General features: G+C 64.6%; 26 protein-coding genes. 12 read left to right on the forward strand and 14 right to left on the reverse strand.

What is annotated here, in order from left to right; genetic code table 11:
* Positions 1-115: 115 nt before the first annotated feature.
* From HQN78_RS11915 to HQN78_RS11925, 3 genes are all read right to left on the reverse strand, one after another.
* Complete coding sequence (locus HQN78_RS11915; protein WP_235089649.1) at positions 116-1,780, reverse strand: ShlB/FhaC/HecB family hemolysin secretion/activation protein; 1,665 nt, start codon at positions 1,778-1,780, stop codon at positions 116-118.
* A 268-nt stretch (positions 1,781-2,048) separates the two neighbouring features.
* A complete protein-coding gene (gene alr, locus HQN78_RS11920) occupies positions 2,049-3,116 on the reverse strand; it encodes an alanine racemase (RefSeq protein WP_235089650.1) in 1,068 nt (355 codons plus the stop codon).
* A gap of 2 nt (positions 3,117-3,118) precedes the next feature.
* Positions 3,119-4,426 (reverse strand): D-amino acid dehydrogenase, encoded by a 1,308-nt coding sequence (locus HQN78_RS11925; RefSeq protein WP_107799974.1) that lies wholly within the window; start codon positions 4,424-4,426, stop codon positions 3,119-3,121.
* A 136-nt stretch (positions 4,427-4,562) separates the two neighbouring features.
* On the opposite strand from HQN78_RS11925, the gene HQN78_RS11930 reads away from it, so the two are divergent.
* From HQN78_RS11930 to HQN78_RS11960, 7 genes are all read left to right on the forward strand, one after another.
* Positions 4,563-5,051: a winged helix-turn-helix transcriptional regulator gene (locus tag HQN78_RS11930; RefSeq protein ID WP_107799975.1), complete on the forward strand. Its 489-nt coding sequence runs from the start codon at positions 4,563-4,565 to the stop codon at positions 5,049-5,051.
* A 125-nt stretch (positions 5,052-5,176) separates the two neighbouring features.
* Positions 5,177-6,304: a methyl-accepting chemotaxis protein gene (locus HQN78_RS11935; RefSeq protein WP_235089652.1), complete on the forward strand. Its 1,128-nt coding sequence runs from the start codon at positions 5,177-5,179 to the stop codon at positions 6,302-6,304.
* Positions 6,305-6,376: 72 nt separating this feature from the next.
* Positions 6,377-6,844: a YbaK/EbsC family protein gene (locus tag HQN78_RS11940; protein ID WP_107799977.1), complete on the forward strand. Its 468-nt coding sequence runs from the start codon at positions 6,377-6,379 to the stop codon at positions 6,842-6,844.
* Positions 6,845-7,339: 495 nt separating this feature from the next.
* Positions 7,340-9,130, forward strand: a complete 1,791-nt coding sequence (locus HQN78_RS11945) for a hypothetical protein (protein ID WP_235089653.1) — start codon at positions 7,340-7,342, stop codon at positions 9,128-9,130.
* On the forward strand, positions 9,072-9,500 hold the full coding sequence (locus tag HQN78_RS11950; RefSeq protein ID WP_235089654.1) for a phospholipase D-like domain-containing protein: 429 nt from the start codon (positions 9,072-9,074) through the stop codon (positions 9,498-9,500). The genes HQN78_RS11945 and HQN78_RS11950 overlap by 59 nt, the downstream gene beginning before the upstream one ends.
* Before the next feature lie 67 nt (positions 9,501-9,567).
* A complete protein-coding gene (locus tag HQN78_RS11955) occupies positions 9,568-10,845 on the forward strand; it encodes a DUF6396 domain-containing protein (RefSeq protein ID WP_235089658.1) in 1,278 nt (425 codons plus the stop codon).
* A 12-nt stretch (positions 10,846-10,857) separates the two neighbouring features.
* Complete coding sequence (locus HQN78_RS11960; protein WP_235089660.1) at positions 10,858-12,366, forward strand: DUF6396 domain-containing protein; 1,509 nt, start codon at positions 10,858-10,860, stop codon at positions 12,364-12,366.
* On the opposite strand, the gene HQN78_RS11965 is transcribed toward HQN78_RS11960, so the two are convergent.
* The 7 genes from HQN78_RS11965 to HQN78_RS11995 form a co-directional block, all read right to left on the reverse strand.
* Positions 12,338-13,534, reverse strand: a complete 1,197-nt coding sequence (locus HQN78_RS11965; protein ID WP_043641077.1) for a tryptophan--tRNA ligase — start codon at positions 13,532-13,534, stop codon at positions 12,338-12,340. The genes HQN78_RS11960 and HQN78_RS11965 overlap by 29 nt on opposite strands.
* Before the next feature lie 175 nt (positions 13,535-13,709).
* Positions 13,710-14,348: a site-2 protease family protein gene (locus tag HQN78_RS11970; RefSeq protein ID WP_107799979.1), complete on the reverse strand. Its 639-nt coding sequence runs from the start codon at positions 14,346-14,348 to the stop codon at positions 13,710-13,712.
* 47 nt (positions 14,349-14,395) lie between these two features.
* The gene (locus HQN78_RS11975) at positions 14,396-15,016 is read right to left on the reverse strand and encodes an L-threonylcarbamoyladenylate synthase (protein WP_107799980.1); all 621 of its coding nucleotides are present in this window, start codon (positions 15,014-15,016) and stop codon (positions 14,396-14,398) included.
* Between the two features lie 5 nt (positions 15,017-15,021).
* Positions 15,022-15,891: a 3',5'-nucleoside bisphosphate phosphatase gene (locus HQN78_RS11980; RefSeq protein WP_107799981.1), complete on the reverse strand. Its 870-nt coding sequence runs from the start codon at positions 15,889-15,891 to the stop codon at positions 15,022-15,024.
* A 2-nt stretch (positions 15,892-15,893) separates the two neighbouring features.
* Positions 15,894-16,082 (reverse strand): oxidoreductase-like domain-containing protein, encoded by a 189-nt coding sequence (locus HQN78_RS11985; protein ID WP_227107279.1) that lies wholly within the window; start codon positions 16,080-16,082, stop codon positions 15,894-15,896.
* Positions 16,079-16,294, reverse strand: coding sequence for an RNA-binding S4 domain-containing protein (locus HQN78_RS11990; RefSeq protein ID WP_107799982.1), 216 nt, complete (start codon positions 16,292-16,294; stop codon positions 16,079-16,081). The genes HQN78_RS11985 and HQN78_RS11990 overlap by 4 nt, the downstream gene beginning before the upstream one ends.
* Positions 16,295-16,494: 200 nt before the next feature.
* Positions 16,495-17,034 carry an AAA family ATPase gene (locus tag HQN78_RS11995; RefSeq protein WP_235089661.1) on the reverse strand — a complete coding sequence of 180 codons (540 nt, stop codon included), beginning with the start codon at positions 17,032-17,034 and terminating at the stop codon, positions 16,495-16,497.
* Here HQN78_RS11995 and HQN78_RS12000 point away from each other — a divergent pair.
* Positions 17,021-17,230, forward strand: a complete 210-nt coding sequence (locus HQN78_RS12000) for a hypothetical protein (RefSeq protein WP_227107275.1) — start codon at positions 17,021-17,023, stop codon at positions 17,228-17,230. The two genes, HQN78_RS11995 and HQN78_RS12000, sit on opposite strands and share 14 nt — an antisense overlap.
* Before the next feature lie 318 nt (positions 17,231-17,548).
* Here the strand turns inward: HQN78_RS12000 and HQN78_RS12005 are convergent, their stop codons facing one another.
* Entirely contained in the window at positions 17,549-18,547 is a 999-nt protein-coding gene (locus HQN78_RS12005) for an asparaginase (protein WP_227107273.1), read from the reverse strand.
* A gap of 40 nt (positions 18,548-18,587) precedes the next feature.
* Positions 18,588-19,322 (reverse strand): UTRA domain-containing protein, encoded by a 735-nt coding sequence (locus HQN78_RS12010; protein WP_235089662.1) that lies wholly within the window; start codon positions 19,320-19,322, stop codon positions 18,588-18,590.
* 209 nt (positions 19,323-19,531) lie between these two features.
* Between HQN78_RS12010 and HQN78_RS12015 the strand changes: the two genes are divergently transcribed.
* The 4 genes from HQN78_RS12015 (at position 19,532) to HQN78_RS12030 (ending at position 23,437) form a co-directional block, all read left to right on the forward strand.
* Positions 19,532-20,626 carry an ABC transporter substrate-binding protein gene (locus HQN78_RS12015; protein WP_235089663.1) on the forward strand — a complete coding sequence of 365 codons (1,095 nt, stop codon included), beginning with the start codon at positions 19,532-19,534 and terminating at the stop codon, positions 20,624-20,626.
* A gap of 67 nt (positions 20,627-20,693) precedes the next feature.
* Positions 20,694-21,605 (forward strand): ABC transporter permease subunit, encoded by a 912-nt coding sequence (locus tag HQN78_RS12020; RefSeq protein WP_107799987.1) that lies wholly within the window; start codon positions 20,694-20,696, stop codon positions 21,603-21,605.
* Positions 21,602-22,420, forward strand: coding sequence for an ABC transporter permease (locus HQN78_RS12025; protein ID WP_235089664.1), 819 nt, complete (start codon positions 21,602-21,604; stop codon positions 22,418-22,420). The genes HQN78_RS12020 and HQN78_RS12025 overlap by 4 nt, the downstream gene beginning before the upstream one ends.
* Before the next feature lie 12 nt (positions 22,421-22,432).
* A complete protein-coding gene (locus HQN78_RS12030; protein ID WP_235089665.1) occupies positions 22,433-23,437 on the forward strand; it encodes an ABC transporter ATP-binding protein in 1,005 nt (334 codons plus the stop codon).
* On the opposite strand, the gene HQN78_RS12035 is transcribed toward HQN78_RS12030, so the two are convergent.
* Positions 23,434-25,278 carry a methyl-accepting chemotaxis protein gene (locus tag HQN78_RS12035; protein WP_227107270.1) on the reverse strand — a complete coding sequence of 615 codons (1,845 nt, stop codon included), beginning with the start codon at positions 25,276-25,278 and terminating at the stop codon, positions 23,434-23,436. The genes HQN78_RS12030 and HQN78_RS12035 overlap by 4 nt on opposite strands.
* Positions 25,279-25,464: 186 nt before the next feature.
* Positions 25,465-26,793: a sodium-dependent transporter gene (locus HQN78_RS12040; RefSeq protein WP_235089667.1), complete on the reverse strand. Its 1,329-nt coding sequence runs from the start codon at positions 26,791-26,793 to the stop codon at positions 25,465-25,467.
* Positions 26,794-26,889: the final 96 nt, after the last annotated feature.

Here is a 26,889-nt window from a genome sequence, read left to right on the forward strand (position 1 = left end):
AATCTACGTCTCTTTTTAAATCAATTCAAATGAAATACTGCCAATATCGCTTAGTCGCTTTCGCAGCTAATTTCTTTCAAAAAATATTCACGACAAAAAATAAATGCCAAAAGCATCACCAGGACAGCGCCAGCTTGGCGAACAGCTGATGGCCTTCCTGCTGCCAGCCGGCGGGCTTGTACAAGGGCCGGCTGTATTCCAGGTCCAGGCTGGCCTTGCGGTAGCTGAAAGCCAGGCCCAGGCTGGCGCCGACAATGCTCTGCCATTGCTGGACCGAGCGATGCGGCAGCACCCGGCCACCGTCCAAACCGATACGCGGCGTCACGCCGACGCCGGCCAGCTCAAAGCGGCGCGACAAGGTATTGCGCCAGGACCAGGCGGTTTCCCCAGCCAGGGTGTTGCGGCGGAAACCGCGCACCGCGCTGGCGTCGGACACGTCCATCTGCTCGACGCCGGGCAGATAATCGCGGCTGGTCTGGCCGGTCAGCGCGCTATTGAGCTGATACGGTCCGCCGGGCAGGCCCAGGCTTTGAAACCAGTTCAGCGAAGCCTTCCACTTGGTGAACTGCGGATTGGGTCCGTCCGGCGCGCGCGGGTCCGGCGCGCTGGCACCCAGCCAGCGCGTGCCGCGCTGCACGCCGGCGTCCGCGATCAACACGCCGCCGCTGAGCAATTGCAGCCGGGACAGGCCCAGCTCGGCCACGCTCAGCGTGGGGCTGGTGATCTCGATCTCGCTGTCGAGAAAGTAATTGCGCACCCGTTTATGCGTCAGTTGCGCCGTCAGCGAGGTGGTCTGGTTCTGGCCGCGGCTCACCACCCGGTCCACGCGCAGGCCGCTCTGGGCGGTGCGGCCGGACAAATTCACCGCGTTGTGCTGCAATTGCAGCGGGTTCAGATAATCGGCGCGGCTGGCGAAGGCGCTGAAAGTCCAATAGCCGTAAGGCAGGGAGTAAAACAGCGATTCGCTGCGGCTGTGCCTCACCGCGTTGTCGTTACTGGTGCGTTGCGCCGACACGCTGACGAAATCGGACAAGCCCAGCGGGCTGTCCCAGGACAGGCCCACGCCGGCCTGCACCCGGCCGGTGCTGTCGCGGCCGGTGTTGTCGGCGTTGAAGTTCAAGCGCCAGGGCGCGTCCTTATTGTTGCGCAGGCTCAGAATGGAGCCGCCCACGGTTTCGCCGGGCAGGATGTCCAGCGTCGCCTTGCTGGACGGCAGGCGGTTGGCCTGGTCCAGGCCCTGATCGGCGTCGTGGATGTTCAGCGGCCGGCCGACCACGCCGGGAAACAAGGTGGCCGGATTGCTGCGCCGGTCGTCGCTGACGATCTTCTCCACCCGCCCTTCGTGCACGCGCAAGGTCAGCACGCCCTGCTCGTCCGGCCCTTCGGCCGCCACGCGCGCGGCGATATAGCCCTTCTTCAGATAGAGCTGGGTCAAGCCGCGGCTGAAGCGGTTCAACTCTTCATTGTTCAGGCAGTCGCTGGCCAGTTCGCCCAGCGAGGCCACTTCCTTGCGGCTCAACAGCTTGATGCCGGCCAGACGCACGCCCTTGACGCGCAGGCAGTCCAGCTCGCTCATATCGGCCGCTTGCGGCCTCCGCATCATATTGCTGTCCGGCTGCATCTGCCGCAGCCGCTGCTGCTGAATGATGGCGTCGAAACGGCGGCTGTTGTCCTGCAACAGGCGCCGCGAATCGTTTTCCATTTGCTGATGCATGCTGCCAGACATGCCGGGCACTTCCGCGGCCTGCGCCGCCACGCCCCAACAAACGATCCCCGCCATCCGCCAGAGCCGAGCTGGAGATGGTTTTTTATATTTAATCATCATCGGATTCGTAACTATTTTTAAATAAAGGAAAACAGAAATTCCATGACGCGTCCAGACTAATGAGAATAATTATCAAATAATGACACTATTACCCAGACTTGATGCCAGCCTTGCGGCCTTAGCGCAACATAAAATTCAATACGAATAAAAAAACCCGGCCAATGGCCGGGCTTTCCGCTTAGTCGTTTGATTCTGAAATATCTTTCAGAAGATCAGAAAAAACTTATTCGAACACAAAGCGGGCGCGCTTGATATTGCACAGCAATTCATAGGCGATGCTGCCGGCGGCGGCGGCCACCTCGTTGACCGACACCGCGTCGCCCCACAACTCCACCTCGCTGCCGATGCCGGCGGCGGGCAAGTCGCTCAGGTCCACGGTGATCATATCCATGGACACCCGGCCGATGATGCGCGAACGGCGGCCGTCCACCGCCACCGGGCTGCCGCTGGACGCCAGCCGCGGATAGCCGTCGGCGTAGCCGCCGGCGATCAGGCCCACCCGGGTCGGCCGTTCGGTAACGAAGTTGTTGCCGTAGCCGATAGGCTCGCCGGCGGCCAGCTCGCGCACGCCGAAGATGCGGCTGCTCAGCCGCATCACCGGTTTCAGCTCATCGCCCTGCGGGAAGCCCGCCGGCAGCGGGCTGGCGCCGTAAAGCAGGATGCCGGCGCGGCCCCAGTCGCGCCGCGAACGCGGGTGACACAGGATGCCGGCGGAATTGGCCACGCTCTCCTCCCCCGGCAGGCCGGCGGTGGCGGCGTCGAAGCTTTCGATCTGCGCCAGGGTCATCGGCACCGTCGGCTCGTCGGCGCGGGCGAAGTGGGTCATCTTGACGATGCTCTCCGCCTTGCCGCTGGCCTGCAAGCGCTCCCAGGCCGCGCGGTAATGCCGCGGCAAAAAGCCCTCGCGGTGCATGCCGCTGTCCAGCATCAGCCAGACGCGGAACGGCGCGGCCGGCTGGGCCTCTTCCAGCATGCGCAGCTGTTCTTCGCTCTGCACCACCAGCCACAGCCGGTGGCGCTCGACTTCGGCCAGCTCGGCCGCCTCGAACACGCCTTCCAGCAGCAGGATGGGCGCGCTCACGCCGGCGGCGCGCAGGTGCAGCGCCTCCTCAAGACAGGCGACGGCGAAACCGTCGGCGACATCAGCCAGCGCCTGAGCGCAACGCGCCGCGTCGTGGCCGTAGCCGTTGGCCTTCAGCACCGCCAATACCCGCCCGCCGTGCTGGCGCTTGGCCAGCAGATAGTTGTCGCGCAGGTATTGGGTGCGGATGGTGGCGATCAGCGGCCGCATGCTCAGGCGCCCGCCACGGCCGGCCGGGCGGCCGGCACCACCAGGGTTTCGCCCTGTTTGGCGTAGCGCTGCATGGACAGGCCGTCCAGGCTGATCTCCGGCTTGGCGCCGGTGATGATGTCGGCCAGCACCTTGCCGGAGCCGGCGCCCATGGTCCAGCCCAAGGTGCCGTGGCCGGTGTTCAGCGACAGATTGGCGAAGCGGGTGCCGCCGACGATGGGCGTGCCGTCCGGCGTCATCGGCCGCAGACCGGTCCAGAAGCTGGCGGCCGGGATGTCGCCGCCGTTCGGGTACAGATCGCCCACCACCATTTCCAGCGTTTCGCGGCGGCGCGGGTTCAGCGACAGATCGTAGCCTGACAACTCGGCCATGCCGCCGACGCGGATGCGGTCGTCGAAGCGGGTGATCGCCACCTTGTAAGTTTCGTCCAGCACCGTGGACACCGGCGCGCCGGCCGGATTGGTGATCGGCACGGTCAGCGAATAGCCCTTGACCGGGTAAACCGGAATATCAATGCCCAGCGTCTTGACCATGTCGCGGGAGAAGCTGCCCATCGCCACCACATAATGGTCGGCGGTCAGCAGATCGTCGCCGACGCGGACGCCGGTGATGCGCTTGCCGTCGCTCTCGATGCCGTCCACGCTTACGCCGAAGCGGAACTCAACGCCCTTGGCGCGCGCCATCTCGGCCAGGCGGGCGGTGAACAGATTGCAATCGCCGGTTTCGTCGTTGGGCAGTTGCAGGCCGCCGGTCAGCTTGTGCTTGACGCTGGCCAGCGCCGGCTCCACCTCGGCGCAGCCGTCCCGGTCCAGCACTTTGAAATCCACGCCGCACTCCTTGAGCACGGCGATATCCTTGCTGACGCCGTCCACCTGGGCCTGGCTGCGGAACAGCTGCAGCGTGCCGCCCTGGCGCGCCTCGTAGCCGATGCCGGTTTCGGCGCGCAGCTCTTTCATCTTGTCGCGGCTGTATTCGGCCAGACGCATCATCCGGCTCTTGTTCACCGCGTAAGCGTCTTCATTGCAGTTGGCCAGCATCTTGGCGATCCACTGCAGCTGGTACAGGCTGCCGTCCGGCTTCACCGCCAGCGGCGCGTGGCGCTGGAACAGCCATTTGGCCGCCTTCAGCGGAATGCCCGGCGCGGCCCAGGGCGTGGAATATCCGGGGGAAATCTGGCCGGCGTTGCCGAAACTGGTTTCCAAGGCCACGCCTTCCTGGCGCTCCAGCACCGTCACATCGCAGCCCGCCTTGGCCAGATACCAAGCCGTGGACACGCCCAGAACACCGCCGCCCAGCACGATCACCTTCATTTTCTCTCTCCGTTTGCAGCACTACATGGCTATAGTGATTTTGCGTAGTATATTAATGAAACACTGGGTTTTTTCACCAAAGTAGCGTCAGACTACAGATTTTTAAACTGCAAACTTTCATAGACATAGTGAAAACATGAAGAAAAGTTCAAGCGGCGACAAAGCGCTGGATAAAACCGATCTGAAAATCCTGCGCCTGTTGCAGAAAAACGGCCGCATCTCGATGACGGAACTCTCTGAAAAGGTGGGACTTTCCACCACGCCGTGCACCGAGCGGGTGCGGCGGATGGAGCGCGACGGCATCATCGAAGGCTATTACGCCCGGCTCAATCCGCACGCGATGGGCGCGGCGCTGCTGGTGTTCGTGGAAATCAAGCTGGAAGCCAAATCCGGCAATATCTTCGACGCCTTCCGCCGCGAAATCATGCGCATCCCGGAAATACTGGAATGCCACCTGGTCTCCGGCGAATTCGACTACCTGATCAAGGCCCGCATCCCGGACATGTCGATGTACCGCAAGCTGCTGGGCGACATCCTGCTGCAACTGCCCTCGGCCAAGGAGTCCAAAAGCTATGTGGTGATGGAAGAGGTCAAGGAGACCTTGCTTCTGCCGCTGGGAGAATAAATTAGCCGTTTAAAATCACACTCTTGCCTTTGATTTAAATCAAAAAAGGCTTGCATTCCCCTCCCGCCTCAGCCAAACCACAAGCAGCTGTTGCTAGCGTAAAACTACCTAGGCGGGAGATGAGGATGTTCGGCTTCATGAAGGCGGTCGACAAGACCGCGGACGCGGCGCGGCAGGTGCGCCAACTGGAAAGCGTGCTGGACCACGCGGACAATCTGATCATGCTGTGCGACACCAGCCGCGACAACGCGATCTTCTATATGAACAAGACCGCGCGCGACATCCTGAGCCGGCATCGAGAAATGATGAACCAGAAATTCCGCGCCGGCGTCGACGTCAACCACGCCCACGGCCACAGCATCCACCAATTCCACCGCGATCCGGAGTACAACCGCCGCATCCTGGCCGACCTGGCCAGCCGCAAGATAGACCAGCATATCGCGATGATTCCGGTGGGCGAAGTCATGTTCAAGACCAAGGTGTTTCCGATCTGGGACTCCGCCCACCCCGATCAACTGCTGTGCTTCATGGCCAGCTTCCAGGACGTCTCCGCCGAAATGCTCGCCCAGCAATTGCAGGACCAGGGCAATCAGCGCCGCGACTTCCTGGAGGTCCGCATCAACGAGTTGTCCGAAAACATGCAGGCGATGAGCGCCACCATCCAGAACGTGGCGGTGCAAACCGCCGCCGCCTCCGAATCCTCAGAGCTGATGCTGGGCGAGGCCAAGAAAAGCATGGCCATCGTCAGCGACACCAATCAGGGCATGCAGCAGGTGGGCGCCATGGTGCGCCAGACCGCGGACAGCCTGGTCTCGCTGGGCCAGCGCTCGGAAGCCATCGGCCACATCGTCAACGTGATCAAGGACATCGCCGATCAGACCAACCTCCTGGCCTTGAACGCGGCGATCGAGGCGGCGCGCGCCGGCGAGATGGGCCGCGGCTTCGCCGTGGTGGCGGACGAAGTGCGCAAGCTGGCCGAACGCACCACCAAGGCCACGCAGGAAATCGGCGACATGATCCGCGCGATCCAGGGCGAGGTGCAGCACAATGTGCGCGCCATCGAACAGGGCCGCGAACAGGTGCAAACCACGGAAAACGATTTCCAGCGCGCCGAGGGCGCCCTGCAAACCATCGTCGGCGAGATCAACACCATGCGCAATTTCGTGGTGGAAATCGCCAACGCCTCGGAAGAACAGGCCGCCACCTCGCAGGATATCGCCGATAAGCTCAGCGACATCACCCGGCAGGACTGAAGTAAAAACGCTTCACAAGCAAAGGATGGGGCGGAATAATGAAACGCTCCACCCTTCGCTTCGAGGCCAGACATGAGCTTAGCGTCCGTCCAGGCGTTTTTCGCCGCCCGTCAGCTGGACATCCCCATCATAGAACTGGAAGTCAGCACCGCCACCGTGGCGGAAGCCGCCGCCGCCCACGACGTGGAGCCCGGCCGCATCGCCAAGACCCTGGCCTTCCGCCTGAACGACGGCCGCGACGTGATCCTGGTGGCGCGCGGCGACGCCCGCATCGACAACCGCAAGTTCAAGGACGCCTTCGGCAAGGGCAAGATGCTGCCGCCGGACGAGGTGGAGGCCATCACCGGCCACCCGGTGGGCGGCGTCTGCCCGTTTGGCCTCGCCACCGAGCTGCCCGTCTATCTGGATGTGTCGCTGCAAGCCTACGACGAAGTGCTGCCGGCCGCCGGCGCCGTCCACAGCGCGGTGCGCTTGTCGCCGCAGCAGCTGCACCACATCACCCAGGCCGACTGGGTGGATGTGTGCCAGGCTTTTGCCTAGGAAGCCGCCGCGCGTCACGAAGCGCAGCAGACTTTGAACAGGTTCTCAGCGTTTTTTGCCTCGCCTCAGCTCGCAGGATCGCCTACAGGCTTTGAGCCCATGCCAAAAGCCGTTGTTTGGCGCCAAACAACGGCTCAAACTTTCCCACCGCCGGGGCGGCCCGGCTTAGCCTTGCCGCGCCAGACCAGCATGCTTAAGCCCCTTTTTGCCCCCACAAGAACAAGCCGCACCGGCATGCAAAGGCATTTTAGGAATATTCCTATAGCGTATTTTTCACCCATCTGCTTAATGTATGCACTTTATGTTGCACGCATGGAGCCGCGTCATGCCGCCGCAAATCCTCTCCCGCCCAAGAAAGCCTCAATCAGACGTCGCCTTAGGAGTCGTCGCCAGCCTCAGCTCTAACTCCGCCATCAGCCGCGCCACGCAAAACTTCCGCGACCATTACCACACCCTGAGCGGTGGCTCCGCCGCCCCAGGCAAGGGGGACCCGACATGAGCACCACCTATACCCCCCCGGTGGACACCATCCCGATGCGATTCAAGGACGGCCGCACCGTGCAGGCCCACGCCAGCTGGTTCATCTGCGACACCGAATACCCGCCTGACTTCGCCAACTACACCCCGCTCGTCAACGGCGAGCGCGCCTTCGCCGCCGTACACCAGGCCATCGCCAACGCGCAACGCTCCGTCGACATCGTTTGCTGGGGCTTCCAGCCCTCCATGCACTTCGTCCGCGTCGGCAGCGCGCCCGCCATCGGCGCCCTGCTCGAACAAAAAGCCCGCGCCGGCGTTCAGGTCCGCGTGCTGGGATGGACCCTCGAACCCTTCGGCATCAGCGTCACCGGCGCCGTCGGCGAAGCCAATATGCCCGGCAAGAACCCCATCGCCATCATGGACCGCCGCCAAAGCACCGAACTCGATCCCGATGAGCAAAGACAGGCGCAGCAAGAGTACGACGCCCAGCTCCAGACCGACCGCGCCTGGTTCCGCGCCTACGACCGCAAGCAGCCCGCGCTGCCGCTGCGCTTCGTCGGCCGCGGCTTCAGCCTCAAGGACCGCATCAAGATCTTCAAGAACGTCAGCCGCGCCGACCTCAAGGCGCTGGACGACGATAGCAACACCCTGGACCGCGACCTCGGCCTCAGCAGCCGCCTCGTCATGGCCGGCGTCCCGTCCCACCACCAAAAAATGGTGCTGGTCGACTATGAGGACGACACCGCCGCCATCGGCTTCGTCATGGGCCACAATATGCTGGACGGCTACTGGGACAACGACGCCCACAGCCGGCAGCGCCAGCCCCATAACCGCGGCCGCAACGGGGCCTATCCGATGCAGGACCTCTCCTGCCAGCTCAGCGGCCCCATCCTCGAATACCTGCATCTCAACTTCGCCCAGGCCTGGCAGAAGGAAACCGGCGAGGATTTGCTCGGCGAGCGCGACGCCCAAACCGTCGGCGAGTGCCTGGAGCGCGTCTTCCGCCAACAAAAGCTGCCCACCGCCAACAGCGTGATGGCCCAGATCCTGCGCACCCAGCCCCAGGAAAACACCCAGGACATCGAAACGCTGTATCTGCACACCGTCGGCAACGCCACCCAATACATCTATATCGAGAACCAGTACTTCCGCTGGCCGGTGCTGGCCGAGCGCATCCTCAAAAATGTGCGGACCCAGACCGAGTGCGGCCGCGACTGCACCCAGCACGGCCAGCTGCACCTGTTCGTGGTCACCAACGCCAGCGACGACGGCATGGGCCGCGGCGGCGTCAACACCTACCGCATGCTGGACGCGCTCGGCCGCGCCGACACCCTGCCCGCCGTCGCCCGCACCAAGCAGCTGGAGCAGCTGGAACAACGGCTGGAAGCCGCCCGCCAGGCCGAACGCACCGGACAGACCCTGCCGCCCGGCCAGAGCGCCGCCGACCTGGCCGCGCAACTGGAAGAAGCCCGCCAGGCCAAGATCGACGAAGTAAGCGACAGCCAGGAAATCCAGCAGCTGGAGCGCGCCTGCGAGCGCCGCCGCCGCCGAGCGCGCCGGCCAGACCCCGCCGCCGGGACAAAGCTACGACGAACTGCGCGAACGCCTGAACCAGGCGCGGCGCGAACAGGCCGACCCCGCCGATCCGGAATCGCGCAACCCGATCCGCCCGCGCGACATCCCCGGCCTGCGCATCCACGTCTGCACGCTGGTGGCGCCCGACGCGCTGGACGCCGCCGGCTGGGAAGCCATGCTGCGCCGCAACCAGCGCGAGGCCGACCGCCCCGCCGCCGCCGGCCAGGGCTATGACTGGCCCTTTGTCTACATCCACAGCAAGCTGATGATCATCAACGACGTGTTCATGACCCAGGGCTCAGCCAATATCAACACCCGCAGCATGCGCGTCGACAGCGAGCTGAACATCTGCCACGAACGCGGCGACATCAGCGGCAGCCTGCGCCGCGAGCTGTGGTCCTTGCACACCCGTAATACGCGGACCGGGAAAGCGATGGGGCTGGAGAACACCAATCTGCCGTTTGATGAGCAGATGGTGGATGCTTTTGATAAATGGACAGATATTTTGCAGAGAAATAAAACTCAAAAACGTAAGGAGCTGCCTCCAATCGCCTCCCTAATCGAATTCCGTCGCGACAGCGCCAAGCTGTCGAATCTGGATTAAGCCGATGCGCGCCCTATTCTTGATCGCCCTCCTCACCTCAGCGGCTACCGCCGCCCAGGAGCCCCGCATGAGCACCCTCAGCCCCAAACAGCAAGAGGCCTTGGCCTTCCGCTGCGTCCACCAGCAATTGCCGGCGCCGACGCCGGACGCGGATCAGCTCTTCCTCTACGCCCGCCATCTGCAAAAGAACAATCTGTTGCGGCGCCAGCCCGACGTCACGCGGCAAGTGCAGCGGCTCTACCGCATCGCCGCCGCCCATGGCCACGTCAAGGCCAATATCAATTTGCAGAATGGCCTGACCGACGGCGACTTCGCCGGCGGCTTCCGCGAAGTGCTGGCGCTGAATGACAAGCTGATGGACTTGAGCCCCGCCCCCGGCTATTACAACCTCGCCTATTACACCAGCCGTGGCTACGGCAATATCAAGCGCGACCGCGAGCTGGCGCTGCGCTATTTCCGCAAGGCCGCCGATCTGGGCAACCCAGAGGCGCAATACTATGTGGCGGAGCAGCTAGCGCCGCGTAGCAAAGCGCCTGGGATTGCGAGGCAGATGTATCGTTGCGCTGCAGAACAAGGACATGGCAAAGCAGCAAATGAATTAGGAAACGATCTGGCAGTCGAGAAACTTTACACCGGAGCCGTAGAAGCATTTCAACTTGGAGTAAAAGGAGGGGACTCTTCTTCCGCCAGCTTTTTAGAAAATGGCTTCAAAACCCCGCCTCCCGACGACGGCATGTATTACATGGCGCTGAAACTAGACCCCGAGCGCAGTCGCCGTTACCAGCAAATCCGGCAATTCCTGTCCTCACACTCCTACCTGCGACCCACCGTAGAAGAAGTCGACCAGATCGTACCGCTGCCGCCAGCCCCCTTGCCGCCCTGGGATGGCGGCTTCCAATGGTTGAAAGCCTGGCGCGGGCCGGGGCCGGCTCAGCCCAGCGAAGAGCTGATCCAGCAGCTGGCCGAAGCCAAGCAGCTCGACCCCGCCACCGGCCTGTTCGATCCCAAGCGCAAGGCCGCCGCCGAAGCCGAGGCCAAAGCCGCCCGCGAACGGGCCGAGCTGACCCCGCCCTTCGCCGGCGCGCTGCCCATCGGCGCGCTGCGCCGCAGCGGCGACGTGCCCAATGTCAACGCCCACTGGCGGCCGCGGCCGCCCAAGGGCTGCGTGCCCTGGGGCAGCACCCATCCCACCCGCTACTGCACCGCCGGCCAGCCGCTGCCCTTACTCGATGTCGCCTTCCCGCTGCCGTGGTGGCAGCAATGGCTGAGCAAGGAATGGAAGGTCTACCGCGCCACCGAGGTGGAATGGGAGCTGGTGCGCTATCAACTGCCGCCCGAGGCTTGAAAGGAGCCCCCGATGTTCAGCCACGCCAGCACGCGCCAGAACCCGGCAAACCGCCCGCTGATCCAGCAGGCGGCCGTGACCTTGTGGCTGACGGCTTTAGCCGTGTGCATCACCGCCCCGGCCCTGGCCCAGGAGCCCCGCATGAGCACCCTCAGCCTCAAGCAACAGGAGACGCTGGCCTTCCGCTGCGTCCACCAGCAATTGCCGGCGCCGACGCCGGAAGCGGATCAGCTCTTCCTCTACGCCCGCCATCTGCAAAAGCACAATCTGCTCAAGCGCCAGCCCGACATCACGCGGCAAGTGCAGCGGCTCTACCGCATCGCCGCCGCCCATGGCCATGTCAAAGCCAATATCAATTTGCAGAATGGCCTGACCGACGGCGACTTCGCCGGCGGCTTCCGCGAAGTGCTGGACCTGAACCAGCAATTGCTCGACCGCGACCTCGCCCCCGGCTATTACAAGCTCGGCTACTACACCAGCCGCGGCTACGGCAATATCAAGCGCGACCGCGAGCTGGCGCTGCGCTATTTCCGCAAGGCCGCCGATCTGGGTAATCCCGAGGCGCAGTTCTATGTCGCCGAGTTGCTGAACCCCTATGACAAGGCCCCCGAGATTTCACGGCAGATGTATCGCTGTGCGGCAGAACAGGGTCATGGCAAAGCGGCAAGCGGGCTGGGCAATGATCTGGCCATGAATAAGCGCTACGCTGAGGCCGTTGAAGCATTCCAACTCGGCGTCAAAGCAGGCAGCTACCTCTCAGCCAGCTTTTTAAAAGAAGGCTTCAATGACCCTCTTCCCAATAGCAGATTAAATTACTTGGGACTCGCTAAAGACCCTGAACGTAAACGCCGCTACCAGCAAATCGGCAAATTCCTCTACGACTACTCTTACCTGCAACCCACAGTAGAAGAAGTCGACCAGATCGTGCCGCTGCCTCCGGCCCCCTTGCCGCCCTGGGACGGCGGCTTCCGCTGGCTGAAAGCCTGGCGCGGGCCGGGGCCGGCTCAGCCCAGCGAAGAACTGATCCAGCAACTGGCCGAAGCCAAGCAGCTCGACCCCGCCACCGGCCTGTTCGACCCCAAGCGCAAGGCCGCCGCCGAAGCCGAGGCCAAAGCCGCCCGCAAACGGGCCGAGCTGACCCCGCCCTTCGCCGGCGCGCTGCCCATCGGCGCGCTGCGCCGCAGCGGCGACGTGCCCAATGTCGACGCCCACTGGCGGCCTCGGCCGCCCAAGGGCTGCGTGCCCTGGGGCAGCCCCCATCCAACCCGCTACTGCACCGCCGGCCAGCCGCTGCCCTTGCTCGACGTCGCCTTCCCGCTGCCATGGTGGCAGCAATGGCTGAGCAAGGAATGGAAGGTCTACCGGCCCACCGAGGTGGAGTGGGAGCTGGTGCGTTATCAAAACCGCCAGGTCTCAACGCTTGATAGGCTCAGAGCGGGTCGTAAAAACGCCCGGCAAGCCGGGCGTTTCACATCCATCCAGACAAAGGCGCTCAGTAGCCCAACCCCATCGCTTCCTTGACGTCCTGCATGGTGGCGCGCGCCACTTGCTCGGCCTTGGCGTTGCCGGCGGCCACCACTTCCTTGACCAAGTTGGGATTGCTCAGATACTGCTCGGCGCGTTCAAACATCGGCTGCTGTTCGCGGAGTACGCCGTCTATCACCGGTTGCTTGCAGTCCAGGCAACCGATGCCGGCGCTGGTACAGCCCTGCTTCACCCATTCGCGGGTATCGGCGTCGCTGTACACCTGGTGCAGCTGCCATACCGGGCATTTGTCCGGGCTGCCCGGATCGGTGCGGCGCACGCGGGCCGGATCGGTCGGCATCGCCCGCACTTTTTTGGTGACGGTGGCCGGGTCTTCGCGCATGGTGATGGTGTTGCCGTAGGACTTGGACATCTTCTGACCGTCCAGGCCCGGCATCTTGGACGCCTCGGTCAGCATCGCCTCGCATTCGGCCAGAATGCTCTTGCCCTTGTTCTCCAGCCAGCCAAACAGCCGCTCGCGGTCCGCCGCGCCCAGATTCTGGCTGGCGGCCAGGATTTCGCGCGCGCCGGCCAAGGCTTCGGCGTTGCCGTCTTGCAGATAGGCGGTGCGCAGGCGGTCGAACTCCTTGCCGGCCTTGCCTATCTTCTTCACCGCGGCGCGGGCCAGTTCTTCGAAGTTGGGTTCGCGGCCAAACAGGTTGTTGAAGCGGCGCGCCACTTCGCGGGTCAGTTCGATGTGCGGCACCTGGTCTTCGCCCACCGGCACCAGGCCGGCCTTGTAGATCAGGATGTCGGCGGCCTGCAGCAGCGGGTAGCCGAGGAAGCCGTAAGTGCCCAGGTCCTTGGTGGACAGTTTTTCGATCTGGTCCTTGTAGGTGGGCACGCGCTCCAGCCAGGACAGCGGGGTCACCATGGACAGCGCCAGGTGCAGTTCCGCGTGCTGCGGCACTTTGGACTGGATGAAGACGGTGGCCTGTTCCGGGTCCACGCCGGCGGCCAGCCAGTCTATCACCATGTCCCACACGCTCTTGCCGATGATGGAGACGTCGTCGTAATTGGTGGTCAGCGCATGCCAGTCCGCCACCATGAAGTAGCAGTCGTGAGTGCTTTGCAGCTGCACCCAGTTCTTGATCACGCCGTGGTAGTGGCCAAGGTGCAGGCTGCCGGTGGGGCGCATGCCGGAGAGAATGCGGTTGGCGAACATGTTTGAATTCCGTTTCAGAAAATAAGCGCGACCGCGCCGGAAACGAAGTCCGGCGCGTCAGGATTGGGGTGAGCCGGGCGCTTGAGAGTCGGTTTACGATCTGCTGCGCGTCGTGGAGCGTTACACGGGGAGTACGCCTTGTCTCGCTCTAGCTCGCAAGATCGTAAACACACTCTTAAATCAGGGCGCGCACCAGGCCGTACATCAGGCCGTAGAACGGCCGCAAAATGGTGGTCAGCAGGCCGGTGAAGATCAAGGCCAGCAGCACCCACATGCCGTAAGGCTCCAGCTTGGCGTACTTCCAGGCCATGCCGGGCGGCAGAAAGCTCTCCACGATGCGGCCGCCGTCCAGCGGCAGGATGGGCAGCAGATTGAGCAGCATCAGCGAGATATTGATGCCGATGCCGGCCTGGCTCATCAGCGCCAGCGGCTCGCTGTAGCTGGTATCCATGCCGATGGCCAGTTTGAACAGCAGCACCCACATCAGCATCATCAGCAGATTGGAGGCGGGCCCGGCGGCGGCCACCAGGCGGCCGTGCTCGCGCGGCTTGCGCAGCGCGCCGAAGTTGACCGGTACTGGCTTGGCCCAGCCAAAGATGAAGCCGCCCAGCGTCACCGACAGCAAGGGCAGCAGCACGGTGCCGATCGGGTCGATGTGCTTGAGCGGGTTCAGCGTCATCCGCCCCATCATATAGGCGGTGCTGTCGCCGAAACGGCGCGCGGCGTAAGCGTGGGCGGCCTCGTGCAGGGTGATGGCGAACAGCACCGGCAGCGCGTAAATGGTGATTTTCTGGATCAGGTTAATGTCGCCCATGATGTCTCTTGTGGGTTGAAAACGGTGTCGGGAGGCAAAAGCGGAGTTTATAGACCAAACGGCGACGGGTCGCCCTTGCCGCGACGCAGCAGCTCCACGCCCTCGGTCATGTCGATCACGGTGGTGGGCTCGGTGCCGCACCAGCCGCCGTCTATCACCGCGTCCACCGCGTGCTCCAGCCGCTCGCGGATTTCATACGGGTCGGTCAGCGGTTCCTCGTCGCCGGGCAGCATCAGGGTACAGGACAGAATGGGTTCGCCCAGCTCTTCCAGCAGGGCCAGCGCCACCTTGTGGTCCGGCACCCGCAGCCCGATGGTGGAGCGCTTGGGGTGCAGGGTGCGGCGCGGCACTTCGCGGGTGGCTTGCAGGATGAAGGTGTAGCTGCCGGGGGTGGCGGCCTTCAACATGCGGAACTGGCTGTTGTCCACCTTGGCGTAATTGGCCAGCTCCGACAGATTGTGGCAGACCAGGGTCAGGTGGTGACGCAGGTCCAGCTGGCGGATCTCCAGGATGCGCTCCATCGCCGGCTTGTCGCCCAGCATGCAGCCCAAGGCGTAACAGGAGTCGGTGGGATAGACCACCACCCCGCCCTCGCGCAGGATTTTCACCGCTTCGCGCACCAGCCGCGCTTGCGGATTGTCCGGATGGATCATGAAAAACTGTGCCATGTGGGTCAGCCTTGTGCCGGGTCCGCCGGCCGGATGATGCGCACGGCCAGCGCGTCCCAGATGGGTTTGCAGATCGGCGGCAGGTCGTCGGTGCGGCCGACGTCGCGGCCGCCCTCGCCTGGGGCGTGAAAATCGCTGCCGGCGCTGGAGTACAGTTCGTGGCGGTCCGCCAGCAAGGCGAACTTGTGCATATCGTCCAGGCTGTGGCTGCCGCTGGCCACTTCGATGCCGCGGCCGCCGGCCTGCTTGAAATCGTTGATCAGCCGCTCGATCAGGGTGCGGCCCATATCGTAGCGGCCGGGATGGGCGATCACCGCCTCGCCGCCGCCGGCCAGAATCCAGCCCACCGCGTCTTCCAGGCCGGCCCATTCGTGCGCCACGTAGCCGGGCTTGCCCGGCGTCAGGAATTTGCGGAACACGGTGCGCACGTCCTTGACCTGGCCGCTATTGACCAGGAAGCGGGCGAAGTGGGTGCGGCCTATCATTTCCGGGTTGTCGCACAAGGCCATCGCTCCGTCGAACGCGCCCTGAATGCCCACCTTGACCAGTTCGTCCGACATCTGCCGCGCGCGGTTGACGCGCCCGTCGCGGATGGATTGCAGGCCGGCGGCCAAGGTCGGCTGGTCCGGGTCTATGCCCAGGCCGACGATGTGCACGGTGTGCTTGCCCCAGGTGACCGAGACTTCGACGCCGTTGAGGAAGGCCAGGCCCTGGCGCGCCGCCTCGGCCCGCGCCGCGGCCAGGCCGTGGGTGCAGTCGTGGTCGGTCAGCGCCACCAGGGTGGCTTCGCGCTCGGCGGCGCGCGCGATCACCTGCTCCGGCGGCAAAGCGCCGTCGGAGGCGTGGGAGTGGAAATGCAGATCGATGCTGGCCATGCTTATTGTCCGTTGGCGGCGGCCTGGCGCGCGGCTTCGCGCAACTCCCAGGCGGCCAGTTTGGCGCGGTATTCCGTCATCAAGGCGTTATAGCTGTCCCAGATGCACGGGTCGCAGCCGCTGCCGCAGCAAGCGTCGTCCGGCGGGGGCTCGGGCGCGTCCGGCGGCGGGTCGAAGTCGTCGTCGTTCATGCCGCCACGACGCGGATGGAAAAGCCTTCGCCGCTGACCTGCTGGCCGGCGCGGATCTTGCAGGTCTTGCGCAGTTCCTCCTGGCCGTCCACTCGCACATTGCCTTCGGCGATGAAATGTTTGGCGGCGCCGCCGGAATCGCAGACATTGCAGATTTTCAGCAGGTCGCACAAGGCGATGTATTCGCCGCTCAATTCAAAGGTTTCGTTCATTTTTGCACACTCGATTGGGACAGGGCTGTGAGCGGGCTGTGGACAAGAACCGCAGCGCCTTCATTTTTCACGCCTTTTTACTGTCGCTTATTTTTTAATCTATCGCCGACAACTATCCACGCCATGGCAGGACAAGCTTGTGGGCCTGTTGTGGATAATTGCGGCAATTTGCTGAATTTCCAGCGCTTTATTCTTTGCGCTCAAAATTTAGGCAACTCGCCCGGCCAGAGGGCGGCCAACGCCGCCCGCGCCTGGGCCATGCGCCTTTCATGCGCGCCGCTCACCCGCGTCGCGTCAACGCCCGCGTCTTGCAGCGCCTGCCGGTAGAGGCCGAACAGCCAATCGCGCTGGGTCGGGTGGCTGCGCAGCGGGTCCGGCTCCCAGGGGATGTCCGGCTCGGCCAGCAGGGTCAAGGCGTAATCGCCGGGCCGACACAGCGCGAGCAAGCCGGGGCTGCAATGCCCGTGCGCCACTTCGCTCCAGATCTTGCAATTCAAGGCGGTGGTGTCGCACAACAAAACTTGGACGCCGCCGGCCAAGGACTGTTCCGCCGCCAACTGTCCACGCGCCACTTCCTCTATGATTTCCGGCGTGGAGCGGTACGGCCGCGCGGCGAAATAATCGCGCGCGTATTCCGGCACCCAGGCGGCGGCGATGCCCGCCTCGTTCAGCGCCGCCGCCAGCGCGCGCGCCAGCGTGGTCTTGCCGCAGGACTCCGGCCCCACGATGGCGATCTTCAACGGCCGCGCCGCGCCTTCTGACATCCGGCTGCTCTCAAAATACGGAAAAGCGGTCAATTATACGCCGCTTGCCGCGCTATCAACAGCCGGGCCGCTGTTCTCAACAAGCAAAGGGGACAGCCCTGTGCGCCAGCTGTGGACAAGGAAGCTAAGCCCTTGCCGCAAAATGGATTTGACCGTGAAGATCAAAAAATAGGCAGACCGATGGATTACCCACATCCAGCGTGAAAAGCCATGTGGGACAATTGTGGATAAAGCCGCCAAGTCCTTGTTCCGCCAAGCGCATTTTCTTTTGCTTATTTTTTAAGCAAAAATCAGCGCAAACTCAAGACGGCGGCATGCGCCGCACGCCTTCCATCGCCGGCCCGGCCCCGTCGCGCCCATTTTCCCGTTTGCCCACACCCAAGGTGCAAAGCCGTGTGGGCGAGTTGTGGACAAGCGCGGCAAAGCCCTGAAAAACCGGCACAAAAAAAGGCCGCTCAAAAAATGAGCAGCCCGGGTCGCGCACGGCGTCTTAATGCGCGCTCATCTCGCCGCGCAAGGGCTTAGCCAATTGCGCCGCCAGTTGCTGTCCGCTGAGACCGGCGGACAGCAGCACGTGCAGCTTGGCCAGCGCCGCTTCCGGCGTGAGGTCCGCCCCGGCCACCGCGCCGGCGCGCGCCAGCGGCTGGCTGGCGGCGTAAGCGCCCACCTCCACCGCGCCGCGCGGCGCCTGGGTGATGTTGAGCACGGCGCCGCCGCGCGCGGTCAGGGCCTTCACCCCGTCCAGCAGCGCCGGATCGGCCGGCGCGTTGCCGCTGCCGTAGCTCATCAGCACCGCCGCGTCCAACATCGGGTCCGCCATCAGGCGGCCGGCCAGCGCCGCGCCCTGCCCCGGGCTCAGGAACAGGCAGGCGATGCTCAGGTCTTCGCGCAGCGCCTTGGGCTGGAATTCGCCCTGCCCCGGCAACCAGGCGGCCTTGTTCCAGTGCGGATGGATGGCGAAGCGGGCCAGCGGTTCGGCGTTGGGCGAGCCGAAGCCGGCGAAATGCTCCACATCCAGCTTGCGGGCGCGGCTGCCGCGCAGCAGCAGGCGGTCGAAGGCGATGACGACTTCGCGCAGCTCAGGCTGGCAGGCAGCCTCCAGCGCGTCGGCGACATTGTTCCAGCCGTCGGAGCGCGGGTGCAGCAGCGGCAGCTGCGCGCCGGTCAGCACCACCGGCTTGCCCAGCCCGCGCAGAGCGAAGGCCAGCACGCCGGCGGTATAGGCCATGGTGTCGGTGCCGTGGATGACGACGAAGCCGTCGTAGTCGCCGTAACGCTCGGCCAACGCGGCGATGATGCGGTTCCAGTGGCGCGGCTCGATGGCGGAGGAGTCGATCAACTCGTCGAACTCGACCACGTCGAAATCCAGGCCGGGCCGGCGGAAACGCTCCAGCAGGCCGGGCAACAGGCCTGGAGACGGCGCCAGGCCGTCCGGGGTTTCGGTCATGCCTATGGTGCCACCGGTGTACAACACTAAAACGCGGCTCATGCGATCTCCTGCAAACAGTGTCCAATGCCGCGATGGTAGCTCAATTCGCCGCGACCGCGGCAGGACTGTCCACGCGCAGACGCACCGCGTCGTGCCGCCAGTACTCGTAATCGCAGTCCAGCGTCTCGCCGGCGGCGTCTCGATTGACCCGGCGCACCAGCAGAACGGGGCTGCCCTCGGCCAGCATCAGCGCTTGCGCCACGCGGCCTTGCGCCGCCGCCGGCAGGATGTCGAAAGCCGCCGCCGCGTATTCGATGCCGTAATGGCGGCGGTACAAACCGGTCAGCGATTGACTCAAATCCAGCTCCTGGATGTCCGGGAAGCGCTCCGGTCTCAGGAAGTGCTCCACGTATAGCGCCACCCGGCCGTCCAGGCTGCGTTGACGGCAGATTTTCCACAAGGAGCTGAGCGGCGGCACGGCCAGCGCCCGGCACAGCTCGGGCGAGGCCAGCACGGTTTCCACGCTCAAGAGCCGGGTTTCCGCCGCGCGCTGCTGGGCGTCGGCCATGCGCTGGAAATGATTGCCGTAAAGCGGCGCGTATTCCAGCCGCGGAAACGCGAGAAACCAGCCGCGCCGTTCTTCGCGGTAGACCCGCCCTTCGGCCTCCAGCACGCCCAAGGCCTCCTTCAAGGTGATGCGGGTGGTGGCGAACAACTCCGCCAGCGCGCGCTCCGACGGCAGGCGGCCGCCCGGCCGCAGCAGGCCGCCGTCGATTTGCTGCAATAAGGCGGCGCGGATGCGCGCGGCCTGGGAAAGCGGTTTCGATTCAGGCATCAGGACTAGTCCAACAATCAGGTCTCCGCCGGCTTTTTACCAAGAAAAAATGACAAGGAAATGACTGACCGCCAGCGCCGCCGGCCGGCCTTGCGCCGATTTGTCACCGACATGCAATCAAACTGCCATGCGAGCTAAACCGGAATGTCATCTACACGGAATACCATCAGCATCGCTTTTATTTGACCTAGTCCAAAGGGATGGATGCCATGAATACACCGTTGCGCTGCGCCGTTCTGGGCGCGCTGGCCCTGCTGGCCAACACCGCTTTCGCCGATAATCTGAGCGCGCTGATCCAGGCCGCCAAGAAAGAGGGCGAACTGAACGTGATCGCCCTGCCCCACGACTGGTGCGGCTACGGCGGCGTGATCGCCGGCTTCAAGGCCAAGTACGGCATCAAGGTGAACGAACTCAATCCGGACGCCGGCTCCGCCGACGAACTGGAGGCGATCAAGGCCAACAAGAGCAATAAGGGCCCGCAGGCGCCGGACGTGATCGACGTGGGCCTGTCCTTCGGCCCGCAAGCCAAGGCCGCCGGCCTGTTGCAGCCGTACAAAGTCTCCAACTGGAAAACCATTCCGGACAGCGTCAAGGACAAGGACGGCTATTGGTACGGCGATTACTACGGCGTGCTGGCCTTCGAGGTGAACAAGGATCTGGTCGCCAAGACGCCGACCGACTGGAGCGACCTGCTGAAGCCGGAGTACAAGAACGCGGTGGCGCTGGCCGGCGACCCGCGCGCCGCCAACCAGGCGATCCAGGGCGTGTTCGCCGCCGGCCTGTCCCAGTCCAAGGGCAATGTGGCCAAGGCCGCCGACGCCGGCCTCAAGTTTTTCGCGCAGTTAAACAAGAGCGGCAATTTCGTGCCGGTGATCGGCAAGGCGGCTTCGCTGGCCCAGGGCAGCACCCCCATCGTGATCCGCTGGGACTACAACGCGCTGGCCGACCGCGACACCTTGAAGGGCAACCCCAAGGTGGAAGTGGTGGTGCCCAAGAGCGGCGTGGTGGCCGGCGTTTACGCCCAGGGCATCAGCGCTTACGCGCCGCACCCCAACGCCGCCAAGCTGTGGCAGGAATACCTGTTCTCCGACGAAGGCCAACTGGCCTGGCTCAAGGGCTATTGCCACCCCACCCGCTTCAACGATCTGGCCGCGCGCAAGAAAATCCCGCAGGACTTGCTGAGCCGGATGCCGGACGCCGCCGCCTATAAGAAGGCCCTGTTCCCCACGCTGGAACAGCAAGAGGCTTACAAGGCGGTGATCACCAAGCAGTGGGACGGCGTGGTGGGCAGCAACGTCAAGTAAGCCGGCCTCATCCCCTTGGCGCGCGGCGCTGTCGCCGCGCGCGGGCTCTCTTTGGAAACACGCCCTCATGTCCGCATCTTCCGACTCTCTCGCCGGCCGTTCCGGCCCGGCGTCGCCGCGCCGCGCCGGCGGCGGCTTCGTCTCGCTGTCCTGGCTGGGCGTGGCGCCGTTCTTCCTGTTTGCGCTGCTCTTCCTGCTGCTGCCCACCGCCCGACTGCTGCTGGGCGCCTTCCAGGACGCCGACGGCCATTTCACGCTGAACAATATCGCCCGGCTGTTCGAGCCGGCGATTCTCGACGCCTACAAGATCAGCTTGCAGATCAGCGCCGCCTCCGCGCTCTTGGGCGCGGCCTTCGGTCTGTTGCTGGCCCTGGCGGCGATCCGCGGCCGGCTGCCGGACTGGATCCGCCCGACGCTGGCCACCTTTTCCGGCGTGGCGTCCAACTTCGCCGGCGTGCCGCTGGCCTTCGCCTTCCTGGCCACGCTGGGCCGCATGGGCCTGGTGACGGTGTTGCTGCGCCGCTATCTGGACTTCGATCTCTACGCCGGCGGCTTCAGCATTCTCAGCTTCAGCGGCCTGACGCTGACCTATCTGTATTTCCAGATTCCGCTGATGGTGCTGATCGTCAGCCCGGCCATAGACGGCCTTAAAACCGAATGGCGCGAGGCCTGCGACAGCCTGGGCGGTTCCGCCTTCGCCTACTGGAGCCGCATCGCGCTGCCGGTGCTATGGCCCAGCATCCTGGGCGCGGCGCTGCTGCTGTTCGCCAACGCCTTCGGCGCGGTGGCCACCGCCTACGCGCTGACCGGCAGCTCGCTCAACATCGTCACCATCCTGCTGTACGCGCAAATCCGCGGCGATGTGCTGCACGACCAGAACCTGGGCTACGCGCTGGCCTTGGGCATGATCGTGGTGACCGGCCTGTCCAACGCCGCCTACATCTGGCTGCGCGGCCGCGCGGAAAGGAGCCGGGCATGAAACGCCAGCCTGTCCACAAACCGTCGTCGCGGCTGGGCGCCTGGATCGCCGTCGCCGCCGGCGGCCTGTACTTCTTGCTGCCGTTGTTGGCCACCTTCGAGTTCAGCCTGAAGATGCTGCGCGAAGGCTATAGCTTCGAAGCCTACAAGCTGGTGCTGCAAGACCCCGGCTTTCAGCAAAGCTTCGCCTATTCCGCGCTGATGGCCGTGTTCACCATCGTCATCGGCCTCCTGCTGGTGGCGCCCACCGCGTTCTGGATCCAGCTCCGCCTGCCGCGGCTGCGTCCGCTGGTGGAGTTCATCACCTTGCTGCCGCTGGTGATTCCGGCCATCGTCATCGTGTTCGGCTATCTGCGCCTGTTCGGCAGCGACGCCTGGCTGCCCCTGACCGGCAGCGAGCGCGGCACCGATCTCTTGCTGGTCTGCAGCTATGTGACGCTGGCCCTGCCCTATCTATACCGTTCCATCGACGCCGGCCTGTCCGCCATCGACGTGCGTTCGCTGGCCGAGGCGGCGCAAAGCCTGGGCGGCGGCTGGCGGGTGATTCTGCTGCGGGTGATCTTCCCCAATATCCAATCCGCGCTGCTGTCCGGCGCTTTTCTGACCTTCGCCATCGTCATCGGCGAATTCACCATGGCCAGCTTGCTGGCGCGGCCGGCCTTCGGCCCTTATCTGCAATTGATCGGCGCCAACCGCGCCTACGAGCCGGCGGCGCTGGCCATCATCGCCTTTTTGATCACCTGGGCGGCCATGGGCCTGCTGCAGGTGGCCGGCCGTCACCGTCGCGCGCTGCGCGAGGCGACGGCGACAGAATAAGAGAGACCCCATATGGCATACCTGGACATCCGGCACCTCAACAAGCGCTACGGCCAGCACACGGTGGTGCACGACTTCAATATGCGGGTGGAGGCCGGCGAGTTCGTCACCTTCCTCGGCCCGTCCGGCTGCGGCAAAACCACGGTGCTGCGCATGATCGCCGGCTTCGAAACCCCCAGCGGCGGCGCCATCCGCCTGCAGGGCGAGGACATCACCGCCTGCGCGCCGCAAAAACGCGGCATCGGCATGGTGTTTCAGAGCTATGCGCTGTTTCCCAATATGAACGCCGGCGAAAACATCGCCTTCGGCTTGAAGATGCAGAAGCGGCCGGCCGCCGATATCCGCCGCAAGGTGGCGGACGCGCTGGCCCTGGTGGAGCTGTCCGGCAAGGAGGGCCACTACCCGCATCAGCTCTCCGGCGGCCAACGCCAGCGGGTGGCGCTGGCGCGCGCGCTGGTGGTGGAGCCGCGCATTCTGCTGCTGGACGAGCCGCTGTCTGCGCTGGACGCGCGCATCCGCAAGAATCTGCGCGAGCAGATCCGCGACATTCAGCGCCGGCTGGGACTGACCACTATTTTCGTGACCCACGACCAGGAAGAAGCGCTGACCCTGTCCGACCGCATCTTCGTGATGAATCAGGGCAAGGTGGAGCAGGAGGGCGCCGCCGAAACCATCTACACCCAGCCGGCCACCGAGTTCGTCGCCCGCTTCATGGGCAATTACAATCTGCTGTCCGCCGGCGACAGCCGGGCGCTGTTCGGCCTGGACATCCAGGGCCATCTGGCGATCCGCCCGGAGTCCATTCAATTGCTGCCCGGCGACAGCGCGGAAACGGACAGCCTGCCGGCGGTGGTGAAGCAGCGCCAGTTGCTGGGCAATGTCGTCCGTTATCAGGTGGAAAGCGCCGGCGCGCTGCTGCAGGTGGACCGGCTGAACCGCAACCCGGCTGATTTGCTGGCCGACGGCGCGCCGGCGCGGCTGCGCGTCCAGCGCGACGATATGCGCGAAGTGCGCTAAACGTCGGTCGGCCGCCGGAAATAGGCCATTTGCCGGCGCAGGCTGCCGGCCCGCTGCGACACTTCCTGCGCCGCCGCCGACAATTGCTCGCTGGCGGCGGCGTTGCCCTGGGACAGCTGGCTCAGGCCCTGCATCACCTGATTGATGCCGCCCACGTGCTGCGCCTGGGCCACGGCCTCCTTGGAGATGTCCCGCACCAGCTGCCGGGTTTGCTGGCTGGATTCGACGATGGCGCTCAGGCTCTTGCCGGCCTCTTCCGCCAGCCTCACGCTGCCGGCCGCCACCTGGCCGATCTCCTTGGCCGCGGTCTGGCTGCGCATCGCCAGCTTACGCACCTCGTCCGCCACCACGGCGAAGCCGCGGCCCAGCTCGCCGGCGCGCGCCGCCTCAATGGCGGCGTTGAGCGCCAGCAAATTGGTCTGATAGGCGATGTCGTCGATGATGTCGGTACGCTGGGCGATCACATGCATCGCCTCTATGGTTTCGCCGACAACCCGCCTGCCCTCCTCGGCCTGACGCGCGGCTTCGCTGGCGACATCGCCGCTGCGGCTGGCGTCGCGAGCCATCGCGAACATCTGCCCGGCGATCTCGTCCACCGCGTGGCTGGTTTGCTCGATGTCGGAAGAAGTGCGGCAGGCGCTGTCGGACAGGCCCTGCGATGCGCTGTTCAATTGCAGCGAGGCGTTGGCCACCGCGTCCGCGTCCTGCTGCACCTGTAGAATCACCCCGCTCAGCTTCCGCCCCATCTGGCGGATGTGCGCGGCCAGGCTGTTGTCGTCAGACGAAGCCAGCCTCAGCCGGAAGTCCAGTTGACCGCCGGCCAGCTCCCGCATGCCCTGCGCCACCTCATCCGGCTCCGCGCCCAAGGTCCGCAGGATGCTGCGCGCCAGCAGCAGCGCGGCGGCGATGGGCAGCAACACCCCGGCCAACACCGCCAACGCCAGCCAGCTTTGCCAGCGCGCGGCGGACTGCTGCGCCGCCAGCGCGTCGCGAATCCGGATCAACACCGCGTTCTGCACCTCCAGCAAAGCGTCGATGCGCCGGCTGGCCACGTCGAACCACTCTTCGCTGGACAAGCTCTGCATCGCACCCGGGCCGCGCGCCAGCACCGCGTCGCGCAGCGACTCGTACGCCCCGCTCGCGTCCATCGCCTGGGCCAGCAGACGTTCGTCGCCGTCGTTCTGCCGGTACAGGCTGCGGCACAGCGCCTCCTGCGACACCATGCCGCTGGCCAGGCGGAACTCGTTGATATTGAAACTGCCCACCGCCAGCACTCCGCCGATCAAGCCGCGGGCGCGGCCGGTGTACTCCGTCTGGCAATGCAAGGCGGACCATTGCTGCACCAAGGCGCGCACGTCCTCGCTTTGCGAATAGAACAGGGTGATGACCTTGGAGAGCCGCTCGATGATTTCGGTGTAGCGTTCAAACGCCGGCAGCGGCGAAATATGGCGCTGCGCCACATCGCGGCGCAAGGTCGAGAGCAGCTCCGCCGCCGGCAGTTGCTGGGAAAGAAACAGGCCGGCCTTGCGCGACAACTCGTCGCCCGGCGGCTGGCGCAAGCGGGTCAACAGCGCGTCGGCCTGCGCCTTTTGCCGCGGCAAGGCGGCCGGCATCGGCTTATGCTCGTTCAGATAGCGGTTGCTCAGGCCGCGCTCGATCTGCAAGGCGTGAATCAGCGCCCCCACTTGCTGCACATCGTCCACCAGCGCCTGGTCGCGCTGCAAAGCCTGTACCGTCCGCCACTGCGTAAAGGCAAACCACAAGGCCCCGCACAGCAAGAGCAGCACCAGCGGAGCGATCAACAAGGCCAGCTTGTGCACCAGCTTCAGACGGAAGTGCATCGGGTATCCTGTTCGCAAGCCATGGACCAAGGACCGCCGGAGCCCAACCCTGACGCAGCGGCCAACCGCTCTAACTATAGGCAATGGCTGGACAAGGCAAACACAGTGGCATGAGACGCGCGCAGGCAGAGCGAACGCGCAAAGAAAAACCCGCCGCGAAAGCGGCGGGTTGCAGGGCGGCGGCGATCAGGCCGCGCGCAGGCTGGCGATCATGATCCAGCCTATCAAGGCCGGCGCCATCGCCATGCAGAAGCCGCGCATCAGGCGCATGCCGCGGCCGGCGCCGTCGCCGCTCAACTCGCGGCGCACCACAGGCCAAGCCTTCCAGCCCACGAACAAGGCCAGCAACAGCTCGCCCACCGGCATCAGCAGCTTGGAAGTGAGGTAATCCAGAAAATCGAAAAAGCTCATGCCGAACAGCAGGTAATCGCTCCACACGCCCAGCGACAGCGAAGCGGGAATGCCCAGCAGGAAAATGCCCAGCGTCATCACCCAGGCGGATTGCGTGCGCTTGAGGCCGAACTCGTCCATCGCGAAACTGGTCACCACCTCCAGCAAGGACACCGAAGACGTCAGCGCCGCCAGCAGCAGCAGGCAGAAGAACATCACCGCGAACACCTGCCCCAGCGGCAGGTGGGCGAACACCGCCGGCATAGTGATGAAGGTCAGGCCCGGACCCGCCGAGGGGTCGAAGCCGAAGGCGAACACCGCCGGCAGCACCATCAGGCCGGCCAGGAAGCAAGTGGCCACCGTCAAGGCGATCACCCATAGGGCCGAGCCTAGCAGATTGGACTCTTTGCTGACGTAAGAACCGTAGGTGATCATGATGCCCAGGCCCAGCGACAGCGAAAAGAAGGCCAGCCCCAAGGCGTCCACCAGCATGGCGCTGCTGACCTTGGAGAAATCCGGCGCCACGAAATACTTCACGCCTTCCCAGGCGCCCGGCAGCGTCAGGCCGCGTGCGATCAGCACCAGCATCAGCACGAACAAGGCCGGCATCAGGAACTTGGACAGGTTTTCAATGCCCTTCTGCACGCCGCCGGCCACCACCCACACCGTCAGCAAGGCGAAGCCGGCATGGTAGGCGATGGGCTCCAGCGGATCGCTGATGAAGCCGCTGAAGATGGCGCCCAGAGTCTTGGCGTCCGACGTCATGATGCCGCCGCCCAGCGCCTTGACGATGTAGGCGATGGTCCAGCCGCCCACCACGCTGTAGAAGGACAGGATCAGGAAACACACCAAGACGCTCATATAACCAATGACGGGCCAGCCGCCGCCGGCCAACTGCCGGAAAGCGCCGACGGCGCCGGCCTTGGACGCGCGCCCCAAGGCCATCTCGGCCAGCATCAGGGCCAGGCCCAGCGTCAGGCAAATGCCCAGGTAAATAAACAGGAAGGCGCCGCCGCCATTGGTGGCGGCGACATAGGGAAATTTCCAGATCGCCCCCAGCCCAATGGCCGAGCCGGCGGCAGCGAGGATGAAACCGAGGCGCGAGCCCCATTGTGATCTTGCCATGATGCAGTCTGCTTCTTTGTCCGAATATTTGTTTTTGAATCGCCGAGATCGACGCCCGCGCCCAAACGCGATCGCCGCAGCGGCAAAGGTGCTGTT

Origin of the sequence: Chromobacterium sp. Beijing, from assembly GCF_021496765.1 — a bacterium.
Taxonomy (GTDB): Bacteria; Pseudomonadota; Gammaproteobacteria; order Burkholderiales; family Chromobacteriaceae; genus Chromobacterium.